A 16,271-nucleotide genomic window follows, 5' to 3' on the forward strand; every position below is an offset into this window, starting at 1 on the left:
TCTTCATCGCGATCTTCGTCAAGATGTTGTGGTTCAAGTAGATGAGCAATCCGGAAGACAACGGCGTCAAGGAAGAATCGCGGAAACTGAACTGGCAGATGCTGGGCAAGCTGCTGGTGATTGCCGTCATGATGTTTGGTTTCGGCTACGGCCTGGTGCCGGTGTACAAGAAGATTTGCGAAATCACCGGCGTCAATTACCTGACGCCCAAGGATGGCACGGTGGCAGCGCCGGCCAATACCCAGGTCGACAAGAGCCGCACCATTACTGTTGAATTCGATGCTAATACGCAAGGCCCATGGCGCTTCCGGCCGACCGTCAACAGCGTGCAGGTGCATCCGGGCGAGATGACCACGGTGGTGTACGAAGTGGTGAACAAGCAGCCGCGCAAGATGGACGCCCAGGCGATTCCTAGCTATGCGCCGATGCAGGCGGCGGCTTTCTTCAAGAAGGTCGAATGTTTCTGTTTCACCCAGCAGACCCTGGGCCCGAATGAGGCCAAGGAAATGCCGGTGGTGTTTTACATAGATCCTGCTATACCTAAGGATGTGAAGCTGATTACGCTGTCGTACACGTTTTTTGAAATTGCGGGCCAGCCGGACAAGCCGGCAAGTTAAACCAGTGGGGCCAGGCAGGGGTGTCGAATGTCGGATCTGAAAGAAGCAAGTCGCCGTAAAGCCTCGTTTGGCGCCGCCATGAAAGCGATCTTCTGGTCGTTCTTCGGTGTGCGCAAGAGGAAAGATTATGAAAGCGATGCGGCGCAGCTCAATCCGGTGCATGTTGTTATCGCCGCCATCCTCGGGGTGTTGATTTTTATTGGGATACTGATCACGATCGTCAAGCTGGTGGTCGCCAAGTAACAGGTAAGTGCAGCACAAGACCGCAAATATTGAAATTACTAATTAAATTTGTATCTGGAGATGGCAATGAGTTCTCGACAAGGCAGTGCACCTTACTATTTCGTTCCCGGTCCGTCCAAGTGGCCGGTGCTGGGCGGCACGGCGTTGCTGGCGACCATGGCCGGCGCCGCGGCATGGGTCAACGGCGTTGTCTGGGGGCCGGAGCTGTGCGGCCTCGGCCTGCTGTCGTTCCTGGTCGTGCTCTACAAATGGTTCGGCGATTCCATCCGCGAATCCGAAGGCGGCATGTACAGTGCGCGCATCGATACCTCGTACCGCTGGAGCATGAGCTGGTTCATTTTCTCGGAAGTCATGTTTTTCGCCGCGTTCTTCGGCGCCCTGTTCTATGCCCGCAGCATTTCGATGCCATGGCTGGGCGACCTGGACAACAAGGTGCTGTGGCCTGATTTCGCCGCGCACTGGGGCAATGCCGGCCCGGCCGGCACGATCGAGCCGTTCAGCACCATGGGTCCGTTTCCGATCCCGACCATCAACACTTTCCTGCTGCTGACTTCCGGCGTGACGCTGACGATTTCCCACCATGCGCTGCGCGCCGGCCATCGCGCCAAGACCGCGGCCTGGCTGTTTGCCACTATCGTGCTGGGCGCCACCTTCATGGGCTTCCAGGCTGCCGAATACATCGAGGCCTATACCGATTTCAACCTGAAGCTGACGTCCGGCGTCTACGGTTCGACCTTCTTCCTGCTGACCGGTTTCCACGGTTTCCACGTCACCATCGGCGCGATCATGCTATCGGTCGTGCTGTACCGCGTGCTGAAGGGCCATTTCACTCCGGATCACCACTTCGCGTTTGAAGGCGCGGCTTGGTACTGGCACTTTGTCGACGTCGTCTGGCTTGGCTTGTATGTCGTGGTGTACTGGCTGTAAAGCCGGCGCGGCAGCAGCATGAAAAAAAGGCCACACCTCGGTGCGGCCTTTTTTACGACGGTGTTGGCATGCGTTTCAGTGCAGGCCGGTCGGCTGGATATAACCCAGCTTGTACAAGAGCAGTATCATGAGGAACAGGCAGACCGACAGGCCGACGCGCCAGGTCAGGGCTTGCACCGTACGGTTGCTTTTACCTTTGTCGCGCATCAGGAACAGCAAGGCGGAGAAGAGGCTGCCGATGATCAGGATGAAGGCAATGGCGACGACGATTTTCATTTTGTGCCAGGGGAAATGTTGACTAAGGCAATATTGTAATGCTAATCGGCTCTACACCCGACTCCAGGCCCAGCTTCCGTTTCCGCCTGATACCCTTTATCGCGACCGTCATCCTGGTAGTGCTCGGCATCGCCCTGGCGCAATGGCAAACGCGGCGCGGCGACCAGAAGCAGCTGATTGAAAGCAAGCTCTTGCAACGGCAGGCTGAACCGGTGCTCCAGTTTGGCGCCGGCCCGGCCGACCTCGATCAGCTCGAATACCGCCGTCTGGCGCTGCGCGGTGAATTTATTGGCGCCTGGCCTGTCTATCTCGACAACCGTCCGCTGAACGGCGTGGCCGGCTTCTATGTGCTGATGCCGTTCAAGCTGGCTGACGCGGGCACTGGGCCGGATAATTATGTACTGGTGGCGCGCGGCTGGCTGCCGCGCGACCCGTCCGACCGTAGCAAGCTGCCGTCCTATCCGACGCCGGCCGGCACGATCGAGATAGAAGGGCTGGTCAGGCGCGATTTCGGCCATGTGATGCAGCTGGGCGACGCCGGCCCGCTGCAGCCCAAGGCGATTGTGCAGAACCTGGCTATCGGCGAATTTGCCGCGGCCAGCAAATTCAAGCTGCAGCCGTTCGTGGTGGAGCAGACCAGCGACGTTGGCGATCATTTGCAGCGGACCTGGCCAAGGCCCTCGCTAGGAATAGAAAAGCACCGCGGCTATGCCTTCCAGTGGTATGCGCTGGCGGTGACGGCATTCATTTTTTTTGTTGTGACAGGATTTAGACGTGGATCAGAAAATACCAAGAAGCCAGCCGCTCAGCAGTCCGGCTAATCCGCCGGCGCCGGACAAGCAGCGCCAGAGCGGCCGCTGGAAACTGTTCGCGGTGATCGCGGTATGCGCGGCGCCTATGCTCGCCTCTTACTTCACGTATTACGTGATCAAGCCGCAGAGCCGCACCAATTACGGCGCGCTGATCGATCCGCGCGCATATCCGATTCCCGAACTGGGCAGCACCGCGCTCGACGGCACAGCGGAATCGCTGGCATCCTACAAAGGCAAATGGCTGATGGTGCAGGTCGATGGCAGCGATTGCCAGAAGGCTTGCCAGGACAAGCTGTTTGAAATGCGCCAGCTGCGCCTGATGCAGGGCAAGGAAATGGAACGCATCGAACGGGTCTGGCTGATTACTGACGCGCAGCCCCTGGAAACCATGGTAATGCGCGAATACGACGGCACCAAGCTGTTACGGGTCAAGCCGGAGCTGTTGAAAGCATGGCTGCCGACGGAAGAGGGCACCAGCGCCGCCGACCATATTTATCTGATCGATCCGCTCGGCCACCTGATGATGCGCTTCCCCAAGGATGCCGATCCGAACAAGGTGAAGAAAGATCTGTCCAAGCTGCTGCGCGCTTCGGCGATAGGATGATTTTGCCATGACGGGTTTTCAATGACAGCACCAATGTTAGTTCAGCTCGGCAGCATGGGAGTGCTGGTCGCCGTGCTGGCGTTCTGCGTCGTCTGGGCTTCCAGCGACACCAATAAATACCGCAAGCTGGTGTGGGTCACGCTGTTCCTGACCTTCGACCTGATCATGTTCGGCGCCTTTACCCGGCTGACCGATTCCGGCCTCGGCTGCCCCGACTGGCCAGGCTGCTATGGCCATTCCAACCCGCTGCTGGCGCATGCGCACATCAGCGCCGCGCAGGAGGCCATGCCGTTCGGGCCGGTGACGGTGAAGAAGGCCTGGATCGAAATGATCCACCGCTATTTTGCCATGGGCGTTGGCGTGCTGATCATTGCCCTGATGGCGATCAGCTGGCTGCGCTGGCTGAAGTCGCGCCGGCAGCCGGCGCAAAGGCTGGCCAAGTTTTCGCCCTGGTATCCGACCCTGCTGTTTTTCTGCGTTTGCCTGCAAGGGGCTTTCGGCGCCTGGACCGTGACGCAGAAACTGCAGCCGGCGATCGTCACCACCCATCTCTTGCTCGGCCTGAGCTTGCTGGCGATGATGGCCTGGCTGGCAGCGCGCCAGAACGACCATGCGCCGGTGGCTGCCAGCGGCGCCGGCCTGGTCCGGCCAGCCGCGATTGCGCTTGTCCTGCTGGTGATCCAGATCGCTCTCGGCGGCTGGGTGAGTACTAACTATGCCGCCTTGGCCTGTACCGACTTTCCCTTGTGCCACGGCGCGCTGGTGCCGCAGATGGATTTCGCCAACGGCTTTACGTTGTGGCGACACCTGGGCATGACTGCCGACGGCGATTTCCTGACCTTCCAGGCGCTGACGGCGATCCATTGGACCCATCGCAGCTTTGCCTTCGTGGTGATCGCCGTTATCGTCTGGCTGGCTTGGAAAGCGCTGCGCACCGCCGGCTTGCGGAATACCGGGCGCTGGCTGCTGATTGTTATTGGATTGCAATTGTTGACCGGCTTGTCTACCATTTACTTTAACTGGCCGCTGGCGATAGCCGTCGTGCACAACGGTGGGGCGGCGGCGCTGCTGGTGCTGCTGGTCATGTTAAACTACAAGGCTAGACTCGCTCCCGGCCGGCATGCCGTTTCGGCGGCAGCTAGCCATTCAGCAATTGTTGACAGCCTCAACCCGCATCCATGACCGCATTGACCATACCTCCTAATCGAATTGCCCAGTATTGGGCGCTGACCAAGCCGCGGGTGACGCAGCTGGCGGTGTTTTGCGCGGTGATCGGCATGTTCCTGGCAACGCCTGGCTTGCCTGACTGGCAACGGCTGGTGGCGGCCACGATCGGCATCTGGCTGCTGGCCGGCGCTGCCTTTGCCGTCAACTGCCTGGTCGAGCGCGAGATCGATTCCCGCATGGCGCGCACCGCCCGGCGGCCGATGGCGCGCGGCGAGATCACGGTCAACCAGACCCTGGTGTTTTCCGGGGTTATTGGCGGCAGCGGCATGTGGGTGCTGTACAACTTCGTCAATCCGCTGACCATGTGGCTGACTTTCGCCACGTTTGTCGGTTATGCCATCATCTACACCATCGTCCTGAAACCGGCGACGCCGCAGAATATCGTCATCGGCGGTCTCGCCGGCGCCATGCCGCCGGCCCTGGGCTGGGCCGCGATCGCCAACGACGTGCCGATGCAGGCCTGGATCCTGGTGCTGATCATCTTTGTCTGGACCCCGCCGCATTTCTGGGCGCTGGCGATGTACCGCCGCGACGACTACGCCAAATCCGGCCTGCCGATGCTGCCTATCACGCATGGCATGAAATTCACCCAGCTGCAGATCTGGCTGTATACGATCGCGCTGGTCGCCACCACCATGCTGCCGTTCGCCGTCGGCATGAGCGGCCTGATTTACCTGGCCAGCGCGGCCCTGCTCGGGCTGGTTTTCTTGTGGTATGCATGGCAGATCTACCGGCACTACACCGATCTGATCGCACGCAAGACTTTCGCCTATTCGATCATCTACCTGTCGCTGCTGTTCGCCGCGCTGCTGGTCGATCACTACCTCAAATTCTGAAAGCAATCATGAAGCGTATTACCCCTGTCATTTCCCTGTTTGCCGGCTTGTTGATGGCTTTGTCGCTGGCCGCCTGCGGCGACAAATCGTCCGGCGGCGGCCAGGAAATGACCTTGTCGCCGGCCAAGACCGCGTTCAACAATACCGACGTCACCGGTCTCGGCTACGCCCGCGATTTCGCTCTCACCGACCATACCGGCAAGCCGCGCACGCTGGCCGATTACAAGGGCAAGGCCGTGGTGGTGTTTTTCGGCTACACCCAATGTCCCGACGTCTGTCCGACCACCATGGTGGAAATGGCCAATGTGCTGAAGCAAATGGGCCCGCTGGCGAGCAGGGTGCAGGTATTGTTTGTCACGGTCGACCCGGAGCGCGATACGCAAGAGTTGCTGTCGAAGTATGTGCCGGCCTTCGATCCGAGCTTCGTCGGCCTGTATGGCGATGCGGCAGCGACCGAAAAGGTGGCCAAGGAATTCCGCGTGTTCTATCAGAAAGTACCCGGCAAGACCCCGGGCAGCTATAGCATGGACCACACCGCCGGCAGCTATGTGTTCGATCCGGAAGGCCACATCCGTCTGTTCATACGCCATGGTCAGGGACCGGAGCCGATCGCGCATGATTTGAAATTATTGTTGAAGTGATCCGCGGCGGCCTGGCCGCTGGCGGGTATTAAAAGGGCAGGACCACTTTGCGGCGGTCCTGCCTTTTGCATTCCGGCTGCGTTCAAGGGCGAAGCGTATCCGCCTTGTCTTCGATGAAGCGCAGGCGGTCTGCGGCGGCAGGCAGGAAACAGGCGTCGCTGCGGCCAAACAGGCGATAGCGGTTGCGGGCGAACCAGCGGTAGACGGCATCCCGTATGAACGCCGGCAGCGGCCACATGATCCAGGCCAGCTTCCAGGGGAATCCTAATTGATTCAGCACCCTGAAAATCGCCGCTGTATGCTGATAGCTGCGTGCGCCGTCGACCAGCAATAATGTCTCCAATCTGGTGATGTTCAAGCCGGCTTGGGCCAACAAGGCGGCGCCGGCTTCGGATTGCATCGAAGCAAAACGAAACACCCGGCGGCGATCGTGTTTCAGCAGGAATTGCACCCAGGCCGAACACAGCAGGCAGTTGGCGTCGAATACGATAATCATGCCGCGATCCTCGCCTGCGCCAGATCTAAATAACCGTGATATTGCGCCAGCACGCCGACCAGCGGCAGTCTCGCGGCGACGTTGAAATGCAACCTGCCGCCGGCGCCGGTTTCCTCCGCCAGCACGGCGGGAATCAGGAATTTGGGGCAGGCAATGCCGCAGCAGGTGATGCGCTGCAGCGTCATGCTCAAGCGTCCCTCGGCGACGCTGAGGGTAAAGTGCAAGTCTACCGGGCCCAGGCGTTCCACCAGCGTGCCGGCGCTGACCTGCATGCGCGAGGCCATGGTCCGGCCGGGAAAATGGCGGCGCCAGGTTTCTTGCCGGCTGTCGGCGTCCAGTTCAAACAGGAAGGCGGTTTCGCTGGTCGCTTTGGGTAGCGAGAACAGCAGGCCGAAGCAGCGGCCGAGCAGGGTATGCGGTCCTTTGACGGTACATCTTCCTGGCAGCGCGACCCTTCCGGCCAGGCTATGGAATTGCTGCAGCTCCGGCGCCAGCGCGTTGAAATTGTCCGCCATGACCTGGCGGTAGAGAGAGTCGGGAGAATTCATGCGTTTTGCGTCCCGGTTGTGTTTGCGTAAAGGCAACATTATAACACCGGGACGCAAAACAAAGCCCCCTGGACCATAAGGCTGCAGGAGGCTTTATAGGGAAAAGATCGATGATCAGGCAAATGCGGCCAGCGAACCTTTCATTTTCTTCAAGGCAACCGCTTCAATCTGTCGTATGCGTTCCGCTGAGACGCCGAATTCGTCGGCCAGCTCATGCAAGGTGGCGCCGGATCCGTCGTCGTTGGCCAGCCAGCGGGCTTCAACGATGCGCCGTGAGCGTTCATCCAGCTTGCCCAGGGCAGATTCGAGGCCTTCCGATTGCAGGCGGTCGTAGCGCTGGGCTTCCAGCACCTTGGTCGGTTCCTGCGATTCCGACGACAGATAGGCGATCGGTGCAAATTTGTCATCGTCGTCATCGGTCGGCGCATCCAGCGCGATATCGCGGCCGGTCAGGCGCGTTTCCATCTCGATCACTTCTTCGCGCTTGACGTTGAGGGTCTTGGCCAGGGCGTCGACCTGCGACGGCGTCATCGCGTCCAGGCCTTCCTTGTGGCTGCGCAGATTGAAAAACAGCTTACGCTGCGCCTTGGTGGTGGCTACTTTCACCAGGCGCCAGTTTTTCAGGATGTATTCATGCATTTCCGCCTTGATCCAGTGCATGGCATACGACACCAGCCGTACGCCCTGGTCCGGGTCGAAGCGCTTGACTGCTTTCATCAGGCCGATATTGCCTTCCTGGATCAGGTCGGCGTGCGGCAGGCCATACCCGAGGTAGCCGCGGGCGATCGAGACGACCAGGCGCAAATGTGAAAGCACCAGCTTTTGTGCGGCGCCAAGGTCGTTTTTGTCGCGCAGTTGTTGTGCCAGGGAAATTTCTTCATCATGTGTCAACATCGGCAGGCGGTTCACGGCCGAGATATACGCGTCAATATTCCCCAGCGTGCCGGAAAAGCCGAGCGCCAGGGCGTTGCTCTCGGTAGGCATTAATGCGGTGCTGACTGATGGATTCTTCATTCTTTCTCCTTGCTGTCCGGCCAGCTCAGGCTGCCGGTTGATCAACGATCAGACGTATGACGGGAATATATTAGCACTCTCTAATTCAGAGTGCTAATAGGATTTGTTAGTGAATGTACATAGCGTGCTGCTATTGGAATTATTCTTATGATTGTCATACGCAACAACTTAGAGGGGGAAAGCCGAGGAAAGTTGCGTACCGGCGGCAGGAAAATGCTGCATAGCCGCAGGACAATTCCTGCGGCTGGCAATGGTTCAGGCTACAAGGTCAGGGGTCAGGGAGAGGTAAGCGTCGTAGGGCGGCTGGCTCAGGAAATCGTGGATCTGCTGCAAATGCGTATCGTCGGCAATGCTGATGAACAGCCGCGCCGGGGCTTTGCGCAGCAGCCGGTTCAGGGTAACCCGCAGCGTCAGATTGCCAATGCAGCAAAAGCAGCCGGGAGCAATGCGTTTGATTTCCAGTTCAGGCGGCAGCTCGGCGGTCGCCAGCTTGCCGTCGGCGAGGCCTTCCAGAATCAGTGCGGTAGCTTGATGGGCGCCATTGCGCGCCAGTTCTTGCTGCAGTGCAGACCAGATCGCGGCTTCGCGCGCGCTCGCCGTTCTGCCGCTGACTAGCGTTGTGAGGGTCATCCGCCCTTTTTCGACAGCTTTCCCGGATCGACGCCGAGTTGCTTCAGTTTCCGGTACAGATGGGTCCGCTCCAGTCCGGTTTTTTCGGCCACTCTGGTCATGCTGCCGCTTTCGCGGATCAGATGGTATTCGAAATAAGCGCGCTCGAAAGCATCGCGCGCTTCACGCAAGGGCAGGCCGAACGATGTCGAGAACAGGTTTTCCGAGGCTGCGGCCACCGACGGCATGGCTGCGGCGTGTCCGCTGTCGGATGATATGGGGTTGTTAAAGGCGCCCGCGGCGGCGACCACGTCGCCCAATTCGCTGGTTGCGGCGACCGGCTGCGGATAGAGGGTTGGCGCGCGGGCGGTCTTCGGTCCTTGCGACAAGCCCTGCTGGACCGCTTTCAGCAGTTTTTGCAAGGCAATCGGTTTTTCCAGGAAATTCAGGGCGCCGATGCGCGTCGCTTCTACCGCGGTGTCGATGGTGGCGTGGCCGGACATCATGATGACCGGCATGGTCAGCAAGCCGTCGCGCTGCCATTCCTTGAGCAGCGTCACGCCGTCGGTGTCCGGCATCCAGATGTCGAGCAGCACCAGATCGGGCACGCCGCCCTGACGAAACTCGCGAGCCTGTTGTGCATTTTCCGCGGCGGTTACTACATGCCCCTCGTCACCTAAAATTTCCGAGAGCAATTCCCGAATTCCCATTTCGTCGTCAACGACTAGGATGTTAGCCATGCGGTTGCCTTCCCATTTCCTGTTGCATCAAATCCCACTGTATGGACCGTTCAGATAGCCCAGTTAAATTGTTGATGTCTCGTTGTTTTATTTCCGCGTCCGGATACATGCTATATCACTCAACTGCCAATTTGCAGGGGTTCGGCATCAAATTCTGGCCGAATCATGAATCGATTAACGCTGAATCATGACTTGAGGCTAACTTTAACAGCAAAATCAGGATTTTTGCGCCCTTTGTATCGCTTCGATTCTGCAGATCGATGCGGCCGCCGTGTTCGTCGATGATTTTTTTCACCATGGGCAGGCCCAGGCCGGTGCCGCGCGGCTTCGATGTGACGTAGGGTTCAAACGCCCTGGCCAGTATTTTAGGCGAGAATCCGGCGCCGTTATCGGTGATCGAGAGTCGTACCGCGGTGCGCGACAGGCCGTCCGAACTTTGATAGCTGACGCGCTCTGTGACCAGGTCGATGCGCGGCGGCTGCGGATCGCCGCTGCGGTCCATGACGGCGTCCTGGGCATTCTGCAGCAGGTTGTGTATCACTTGCCGCAGCTGGGTGGCGTCGCCCATGATCAGCGGCAGGTCCGGCGCCAGCGAGGCGTGGATCATGTCGCGTTCGTCGCCCGCCAGATACAGGTGCAGGATTTCCGCCACCAGCACGTTCAGGTCGAGCTCGCCCAAGACCGCCGGCGGCGTCTTGGCGTAGTCGCGGAAATCGTCCACCATGCGCTTCATTGCCGCCACCTGGTTGACGATGGTGTCGGTGCTTTTTTTCAGGATCGCCGCGTCCTGGGTCATCAGCTTGTCTTCCAGCTTCATCTGCAACCGCTCCGCCGACAGCTGGATCGGCGTCAGAGGATTCTTGATTTCATGCGCCAGGCGGCGCGCTACTTCGCCCCAGGCAATCGAGCGCTGGCCGGAGATGACGTCGGAAATATCGTCGAACACCACCACATAGCCGGTGCGGTTCTCGACCGGCAGGCGCGAGCCGCGCGCCAGCAGGGTGATGTCGTCGCTGTCGTTGTCCGCGCCGCTGTCGACCCGCCGCGGAATCTCGATCTGCTGTTGCCAGTGCAGCAGCTCGGGGCCGATCTTGCCGGTGGCGAATTGCGCGTTCTGTTCGGAAAAGGCATTGGTGATGACTTCCGCAAAGTGCGCCAGGCCGTCGATGATGTTGAGCGGCTGGCCGATGTGCGGGGAAAAATCGTATTGCAGGATGCGCGCCACCGACTGGTTGCTGGTGACCAGGCGGAAATCGCCGTCCAGCACCATCACGCCGGCCGACATGTTGGCCAGCACCGATTCCAGGTAGGCCTTGGCGTTTTCCAGCTCGCTGCGGTTTTTCTCGACCGCGGCGCGGGCATCGAACAGCTGGCGCGTCATCAGGTTGAACGACTGGGTCAGGGTGCCCAGCTCATCCGAGGTGGCGACGATGGGGCGCGGCGACAGATTGCCTTCGGCCACCGCCTTGGTGCCCTCCGCCAGCAGCAGCAAGGGCTTGGCCAGGTCGGTGGCGATCAGGAAGGCGCTGGCGATGGCGCCGAACACCGCCAGCAGCAGGGTCAGGGTCAGGGTCACCAGATAGATCTTGCGCAGGCCGGAACGGCCGAGCGAACGCTCCTGGTATTCGCTGTAGGCCGAGCCGAGCGCCTCGGCGTTGGTCGCCAGATAGGCCGGCACCGGCTGGATCATCTGCAGGAAATGGGTGTCGTCCTGCAAGGATGAACTGCGCAGCGGCGGCGGGATCGCCACCACCACGTGCTGGCGCAGGTCGTTGTCGCCGCCTTCCGCGGCGCCGGCGTCGGGATTGTCGAGAGCGCTCTCGGTAGCGGCATAGCCGTGCGGCAGGCGGGCCTGCTGCAGCATGGCGGGCGTCGGCTGAGTCGGCCTCAGGGTTCCCAGATGGCCGCCGACCGACGCAATCACCTGGCCGTTGGCGGTGACGATCGAGGCCTCCAGGTTTTTCTCGTTGAGGCGGCCCAGCTGGGTGGCCTGCGCCGAATTCGACAGCTCCGACCAGTCCGCCGCCAGGATGCGGGCCCTGGAACTGAGATCGCTGAGCGACGACTCCAGCGCGGCGTGGCTGAGGTTCAGGCCCGACTGCAATGCCGACTCCACGTGCACGTCAAACCAGGATTCGATCGAGCGCGAAACAAACTGCACCGACACCAGATAGATCACCACGCCCGGCAAGATGCCGATCAGGGCGAACATGAAGACCAGCTTGGCGGTCAGGCGGGAGCCGAACTTGCCGTGCTTGTAGCGGCTGTAGAGGCGGCCCAGCAGCAGGCAAACCAGCACGAACAGCGCCACTGCCATCAACGCGTTCAAGCCCAGCAGCCAGGAGTAGTGCTTGTCGAAGAAATCGGAATTGGAAGAAGCGGAGGACAGCAGGAACAGCAGGATGCTGACGATGGCGCCGCCGACCACCAGCAAATAACGTAGCGCGCGCGACACGGCTATTCTGCCTTGTAGTTGAAACTCTTCCAGTCGGAAGAAAAACGCCAGTCGCTATTGTTCAGCGCATTGACCTGGAACGGCTTCGACAATAGCCCCAGATCCAGCCCCATGCGCACCGCCACCCGGTACACCTCGCCGCTCTTGAGTGCGGTTTTGTCGGCGATCAGCCAGCGGCTGGGACGGCGGATCAGGGACAGGGCGTCGTCGAGGGTGTTGAAGCTTTGCTGCAGGCTGCCGTTGGTAGCGACGTTATAGCGGCGCGTGATGACGTTGTATTGCAGGCGGATGGTCTGGGTGGCCGTGATCGCCTTCTCGTCGAACCAGTACCAGCGCGGCCGGGTCAGTTCGACATCGGTCGTGAAATACAGGGCGACGCCGCGATTGATCACATCTTCAAGGCCGCGGTTGAGGTCGAAGGAAAAAGTCGCTGACAGCCGGTAGCCGTTGTCGTCCGCTTCGATATGGGCCTGGCTCAATTCAACGCCTTCAGATGCAAAGCTGGAGGCGTGGCTAAAAGACAGAGCTAGCATCAGGGCCAGCAGCCAGTATTTTATGAATTGAGGCAATGGTCGTGTCACTGGTATCTGTTACGGAGCAAATCCGCTAAAAAATAGTGCATTAACAAGGAGTAGCTGAGCCGCTCTGGTCGCGGCTGTCAGACAGTTTTTCTATTTCATCATTTTTGGAACAAGGCATAAAACAGCCCGTCATGGTCCTGCTCATTGTCAGCGCGCGGCAACAGCTGGCCTGGCGCCGGCAGCCTGCGGGCATTGTTACGCTGGGCGAACGCCGCGGCCTGGGCCTCGGATTCCTGCGGCCAGACGGAACATGTTACCAGCAGCAATTTACCATCCGGCCGTAGCATCTGCCACAGATTGTCCAGAATCTTTGCCGAAAGTGTTGCCAGCTGTTCGGTATCGGTCTTGCGCCGCAGCCAGCGGATATCCGGATGGCGCCGCACGATGCCGGAAGCGGTGCAAGGCACGTCGGCCAGGATGCGGTCGAACAGCTTGCCGTCCCACCAGTCCTTGCCGTCGCTGCCGAGGCTGGCGTCGCCCAGCTGCAGGCTGGCCTGCAGCTGCAGGCGCTGCAGGTTCTGGGTGATGCGTTGCAAGCGCTTGGGATTGTTGTCCAGCGCGGTCAGCTCGACCTCGGCGGTTTCCAGGATGTGACAGGTTTTGCCGCCGGGCGCGGCGCAGGCATCCAGCACCCGCATGCCGTCTTGCACATCCAGCAATGGCGCCGCCAGTTGCGCTGCCGCGTCCTGCACTGAGGCGAGGCCGTCTTCAAAGCCGGGAATCTGCGTCACAGGCATGGCGACGTCCAGGCGGATGGCGTCGGCGCCGATCTGGCGCGCGCCGATATCGTGGCTGGCCAGGGTTTCCAGATAGGCCGCTACCGAGGTCTTGCGGCGGTTGACGCGCAAGGTCAGCGGCGGCGCCGTGTTGCCGGCGGTCAGGATGGCTTGCCATTGTTCGGGATAGGCGGCTTTCATGCGGTCTATCCACCAGACTGGATAATTCCACAAGCCGAACGGGGTCTTGACGGCGATCGCCACCAAGGCTTCGCGCTCGCGCAGGAAGCGGCGCAGCACCGCATTCGCCATGCCCTTGGCGTGCGCCATCTGCGGGTCGGAGGCCACCGCGGTGACGGCCTGGTTAACCACGGTGAAATTTTCATAGGCAGGATCGTCGACATCGGCCAGCAGGCACAGGGCGGCGCACAGCAGGCAGTGCAGCAGGGTCGGTTCCGGCGGCCGGCTGGCCAGGTTGCCCAGCAAGGTTTCCGCGCGGCCGATGCCGCGCATGGTGCGGTAGGCGATGTCCTGGATGGCGCCGCGGGTCGGCGCCGGCGCTGCCGATTGCGCAAATACCTGGGTCAGCGCCTGCGGCAGCGCCGCACCGTCGCGCACCAGTGCAATCGCCTGGGCGGCGCCCAGCAGGCTAAACGCGAGAGAATCTTTTTTGAGGGTTGAATAAGTCACAAGTTGTTCAGGGCTACGCTACGGTTATGGTTTTCAAAAGATCAGTCTGGCAAGATCAAGGGGCTTACTTAGTTGGCTCAATTTCGGGTCAGCGCCAGTTTCATTCCCAGCGCGACAAAGGCGGCGCCGACGCTGCGCTCCAGCCAATGCTTGACGTGGGGATTGCTGCTGGCATGCCGGCTGAGCGTTCCGGCCAGCATGGCCGTGCCGCTGTTCCAGCATAGCGTCACTACGGAAAACACCGCGCCCAGCAATAAAAAGGCGGCGATCTTGTGCGGCGAATCGTGCTGCACGAATTGCGGGAAAAACGACAGGAAAAACAAGATCACCTTGGGATTGAGCACATTGGTGATCAAGGCTTGCACGAAAATCGTCTTGTGCGAGCGCAGGTCCGGCTGCGGCCGGCTGGCGCTGGCAGCTTGCATTTTGCTGAACAGCATCTTCAGGCCGAGATACACCAGATAAGCGCCGCCTGCCAGCTTGACCGCCATGAACGCGGTGGCCGAAGCCGCCAGCAGCGCGGTCAGGCCAAACGCCGACAAGGTGGCGTGGATGCAGCAGCCGGCCGTGATGCCCAGCGCCGACAGCAAGCCGGCGCGGCGTCCTTGCGCCACGCTGCGGCCAACTATATAGGCGGTATCCGGGCCGGGAGTGGCGTTCAGTAACAGGACGGCCATCAGGAACAGGCCAAAATCGGTAATGCCGAACGAAATCATGGCGGCGCTAGACAGGATGGTAACAATGCGATTGTAGCGGGGATATGCTCGTGAACCTACGGTTAGGTCGCGATTGTGGCAGGAAAAATGCGGAAATTACCGGATGGCTTGACAGCAGCCATGGCATGCCTTACCGGAGGGAGCCACCGGCGGCACAATGTCATTGCAATAATTTTCTTGATGGAAAATATTAACTTGCCAATGCCGCGCTGGCGACAGGCAGCGGCTGCAGCATCTGCTGCGCGTCCAGCCAGCGGCGCACATCGGCGAATACGCGCTCAGCGCCGATTTCGTTGAAAATCTCGTGATACATGCCTTCGTAGTCACGCATGGTGCGGATCTCGGGACGCAGGGCGGCGAAAAAGCGGCGGCTGCCTGCCGGATCGATGATGCGGTCGTCGCCGGCTATCACCATCAGGGTCGGCAGCGCCAGCGTCGGCGCCTGGCTGATGGCGAAGGCGCCGGCATGCAGCATGCTGTTCAGCAGGCGCGGGCTGATCTTGTTGTGCACCAGCGGATCGAGGCGGTAGGCCCTGGCCACCGTGAGGTCGTGCGACAGATGGTTGACGTCCAGGCCGTTGGGCGCCGCCAGGCCGGGGGCGATGGCCGACATCAGCTTGAGCAGGCCGTGCTGGAAGCCGCTCATGCGCAGCGCCAGCGCCGGCGAAGACAGGATCAGGCCGCGCAGGGAAGCCATCTGCGCCACGGCAAAGCGGGCCGCGAACAGGCCGCCCATGCTGTGGCCGAATAATATAGGGGTAGTGTTTTCCAGCTCGGGATGGATCAGCCCTTGCTGCCGGCTGAAATCGTTCAGCACCAGCTTGGCGTCGCGCAACAGGGTGCTGTCGTCCGCGACATCGCCTTTGCGGCCGCCGGAACGGCCGTGGCCGCGATGATCGTAGCTGCGCACCAGCAAGCCACAACGATTGAAAAAACGTATGACATGAGCGTAGCGGCCGGAATGCTCGCCCAGTCCGTGCATCAACAGGATACTGCCGGCGACCGGCTCGCCGGGAGCCAGCGGCCAGTCGGTAACGAACAGCGAGGCGCCGTCGTCGGCCGTAAGCTGCTGCTCCAGCGGCATCAGACGCCCCAGATGATGTCGTTGTTGTGCTTGTGGGCTTCGCGCAGCATTTCCAGCAAAGGATGGATGCGGCTGGCGAAATTTACTGTCTGCACCGGCTCATGGCCGGTGTCGTCGCCCTGGTCGTTGTGATGGGCCGCGATGTCATGCTGCACGCTGTCGGATGCGGGATGGGCACGGCTTTCCGAGGTTTCCGCTTCCAGCTTGGCAATCGCTGCCGCGCCTTCCGCAGCCGTGATCACGCCGATCTTTACATCTTTATGCAGCAGATCGAGGATACGCTTGGCGTCGTGTTCGAACATGATGACGTCGGACGATGCCTTGGATTTGAACGTAACTAACATAAAACCTCAAAAAATGTTTTTGATAAAAAAGACATTGTACAGAATAGTTGTTTGTCCCGGTGGACGCCAGGTTTGTCACCGCCGGTTACAGAGCC

Annotated in this window: 20 protein-coding genes; 8 read left to right on the top strand and 12 right to left on the bottom strand. The window is 60.4% G+C overall.

Going from position 1 to position 16,271, the window contains the following annotated elements:
- Positions 1–41 precede the first annotated feature (41 nt).
- From AC07V8_RS13425 to AC07V8_RS13435, 3 genes are read left to right on the top strand one after another with little or no spacing between them, the layout of a single operon-like run.
- Entirely contained in the window at positions 42–617 is a 576-nt protein-coding gene (locus AC07V8_RS13425) for a cytochrome c oxidase assembly protein (RefSeq protein WP_494678547.1), read from the top strand.
- Positions 618–644: 27 nt separating this feature from the next.
- The gene (locus AC07V8_RS13430; protein ID WP_098495257.1) at positions 645–860 is read left to right on the top strand and encodes a DUF2970 domain-containing protein; all 216 of its coding nucleotides are present in this window, start codon (positions 645–647) and stop codon (positions 858–860) included.
- 60 nt (positions 861–920) lie between these two features.
- A complete protein-coding gene (locus AC07V8_RS13435; protein WP_407928064.1) occupies positions 921–1,787 on the top strand; it encodes a cytochrome c oxidase subunit 3 in 867 nt (288 codons plus the stop codon).
- Positions 1,788–1,862: 75 nt separating this feature from the next.
- Here AC07V8_RS13435 and AC07V8_RS13440 read toward each other — a convergent pair whose 3' ends face one another.
- The gene (locus AC07V8_RS13440; protein WP_494678546.1) at positions 1,863–2,063 is read right to left on the bottom strand and encodes a twin transmembrane helix small protein; all 201 of its coding nucleotides are present in this window, start codon (positions 2,061–2,063) and stop codon (positions 1,863–1,865) included.
- 38 nt (positions 2,064–2,101) lie between these two features.
- Between AC07V8_RS13440 and AC07V8_RS13445 the strand changes: the two genes are divergently transcribed.
- Genes AC07V8_RS13445 through AC07V8_RS13465 form a run of 5 tightly spaced genes read left to right on the top strand, consistent with a single transcriptional unit; the run spans position 2,102 to position 6,183 of the window.
- Complete coding sequence (locus AC07V8_RS13445) at positions 2,102–2,884, top strand: SURF1 family protein (protein WP_494678545.1); 783 nt, start codon at positions 2,102–2,104, stop codon at positions 2,882–2,884.
- Positions 2,838–3,479 carry an SCO family protein gene (locus AC07V8_RS13450; protein ID WP_494678544.1) on the top strand — a complete coding sequence of 214 codons (642 nt, stop codon included), beginning with the start codon at positions 2,838–2,840 and terminating at the stop codon, positions 3,477–3,479. Before AC07V8_RS13445 ends, AC07V8_RS13450 begins: the two co-directional genes overlap by 47 nt.
- Before the next feature lie 21 nt (positions 3,480–3,500).
- Positions 3,501–4,661, top strand: a complete 1,161-nt coding sequence (locus tag AC07V8_RS13455) for a COX15/CtaA family protein (RefSeq protein ID WP_494678543.1) — start codon at positions 3,501–3,503, stop codon at positions 4,659–4,661.
- Positions 4,658–5,542, top strand: coding sequence for a heme o synthase (gene cyoE, locus AC07V8_RS13460; RefSeq protein WP_494678542.1), 885 nt, complete (start codon positions 4,658–4,660; stop codon positions 5,540–5,542). Before AC07V8_RS13455 ends, cyoE begins: the two co-directional genes overlap by 4 nt.
- Before the next feature lie 8 nt (positions 5,543–5,550).
- The gene (locus AC07V8_RS13465; protein ID WP_494678541.1) at positions 5,551–6,183 is read left to right on the top strand and encodes an SCO family protein; all 633 of its coding nucleotides are present in this window, start codon (positions 5,551–5,553) and stop codon (positions 6,181–6,183) included.
- Positions 6,184–6,265: 82 nt separating this feature from the next.
- Here the strand turns inward: AC07V8_RS13465 and AC07V8_RS13470 are convergent, their stop codons facing one another.
- From AC07V8_RS13470 to AC07V8_RS13520, 11 genes are all read right to left on the bottom strand, one after another.
- Positions 6,266–6,679: a thiol-disulfide oxidoreductase DCC family protein gene (locus AC07V8_RS13470; RefSeq protein WP_494678540.1), complete on the bottom strand. Its 414-nt coding sequence runs from the start codon at positions 6,677–6,679 to the stop codon at positions 6,266–6,268.
- Positions 6,676–7,227 carry a DUF4166 domain-containing protein gene (locus tag AC07V8_RS13475; protein WP_494678539.1) on the bottom strand — a complete coding sequence of 184 codons (552 nt, stop codon included), beginning with the start codon at positions 7,225–7,227 and terminating at the stop codon, positions 6,676–6,678. Before AC07V8_RS13475 ends, AC07V8_RS13470 begins: the two co-directional genes overlap by 4 nt.
- A 114-nt stretch (positions 7,228–7,341) precedes the next feature.
- On the bottom strand, positions 7,342–8,241 hold the full coding sequence (gene rpoH, locus AC07V8_RS13480) for an RNA polymerase sigma factor RpoH (RefSeq protein ID WP_098495266.1): 900 nt from the start codon (positions 8,239–8,241) through the stop codon (positions 7,342–7,344).
- A 255-nt stretch (positions 8,242–8,496) separates the two neighbouring features.
- Positions 8,497–8,871 carry a GTPase gene (locus tag AC07V8_RS13485; RefSeq protein ID WP_494678538.1) on the bottom strand — a complete coding sequence of 125 codons (375 nt, stop codon included), beginning with the start codon at positions 8,869–8,871 and terminating at the stop codon, positions 8,497–8,499.
- On the bottom strand, positions 8,868–9,590 hold the full coding sequence (locus tag AC07V8_RS13490; protein ID WP_494678537.1) for a response regulator: 723 nt from the start codon (positions 9,588–9,590) through the stop codon (positions 8,868–8,870). The genes AC07V8_RS13485 and AC07V8_RS13490 overlap by 4 nt, the downstream gene beginning before the upstream one ends.
- Before the next feature lie 163 nt (positions 9,591–9,753).
- The gene (locus tag AC07V8_RS13495) at positions 9,754–12,045 is read right to left on the bottom strand and encodes a sensor histidine kinase (protein WP_494678536.1); all 2,292 of its coding nucleotides are present in this window, start codon (positions 12,043–12,045) and stop codon (positions 9,754–9,756) included.
- A 2-nt stretch (positions 12,046–12,047) separates the two neighbouring features.
- Positions 12,048–12,578 (bottom strand): DUF4390 domain-containing protein, encoded by a 531-nt coding sequence (locus AC07V8_RS13500; RefSeq protein ID WP_230411534.1) that lies wholly within the window; start codon positions 12,576–12,578, stop codon positions 12,048–12,050.
- Between the two features lie 146 nt (positions 12,579–12,724).
- A complete protein-coding gene (gene rsmB / locus AC07V8_RS13505; RefSeq protein ID WP_494678535.1) occupies positions 12,725–14,032 on the bottom strand; it encodes a 16S rRNA (cytosine(967)-C(5))-methyltransferase RsmB in 1,308 nt (435 codons plus the stop codon).
- 77 nt (positions 14,033–14,109) lie between these two features.
- Complete coding sequence (locus AC07V8_RS13510; RefSeq protein ID WP_494678534.1) at positions 14,110–14,748, bottom strand: LysE family translocator; 639 nt, start codon at positions 14,746–14,748, stop codon at positions 14,110–14,112.
- A gap of 190 nt (positions 14,749–14,938) precedes the next feature.
- Positions 14,939–15,832 carry an alpha/beta hydrolase gene (locus tag AC07V8_RS13515; RefSeq protein ID WP_494678533.1) on the bottom strand — a complete coding sequence of 298 codons (894 nt, stop codon included), beginning with the start codon at positions 15,830–15,832 and terminating at the stop codon, positions 14,939–14,941.
- Positions 15,832–16,176 (bottom strand): DUF1840 domain-containing protein, encoded by a 345-nt coding sequence (locus AC07V8_RS13520; protein WP_494678532.1) that lies wholly within the window; start codon positions 16,174–16,176, stop codon positions 15,832–15,834. Before AC07V8_RS13520 ends, AC07V8_RS13515 begins: the two co-directional genes overlap by 1 nt.
- Between the last annotated feature and the right edge of the window lie 95 nt (positions 16,177–16,271).

Source organism: Collimonas sp. GW821-FHT02H07 (assembly GCF_059421505.1).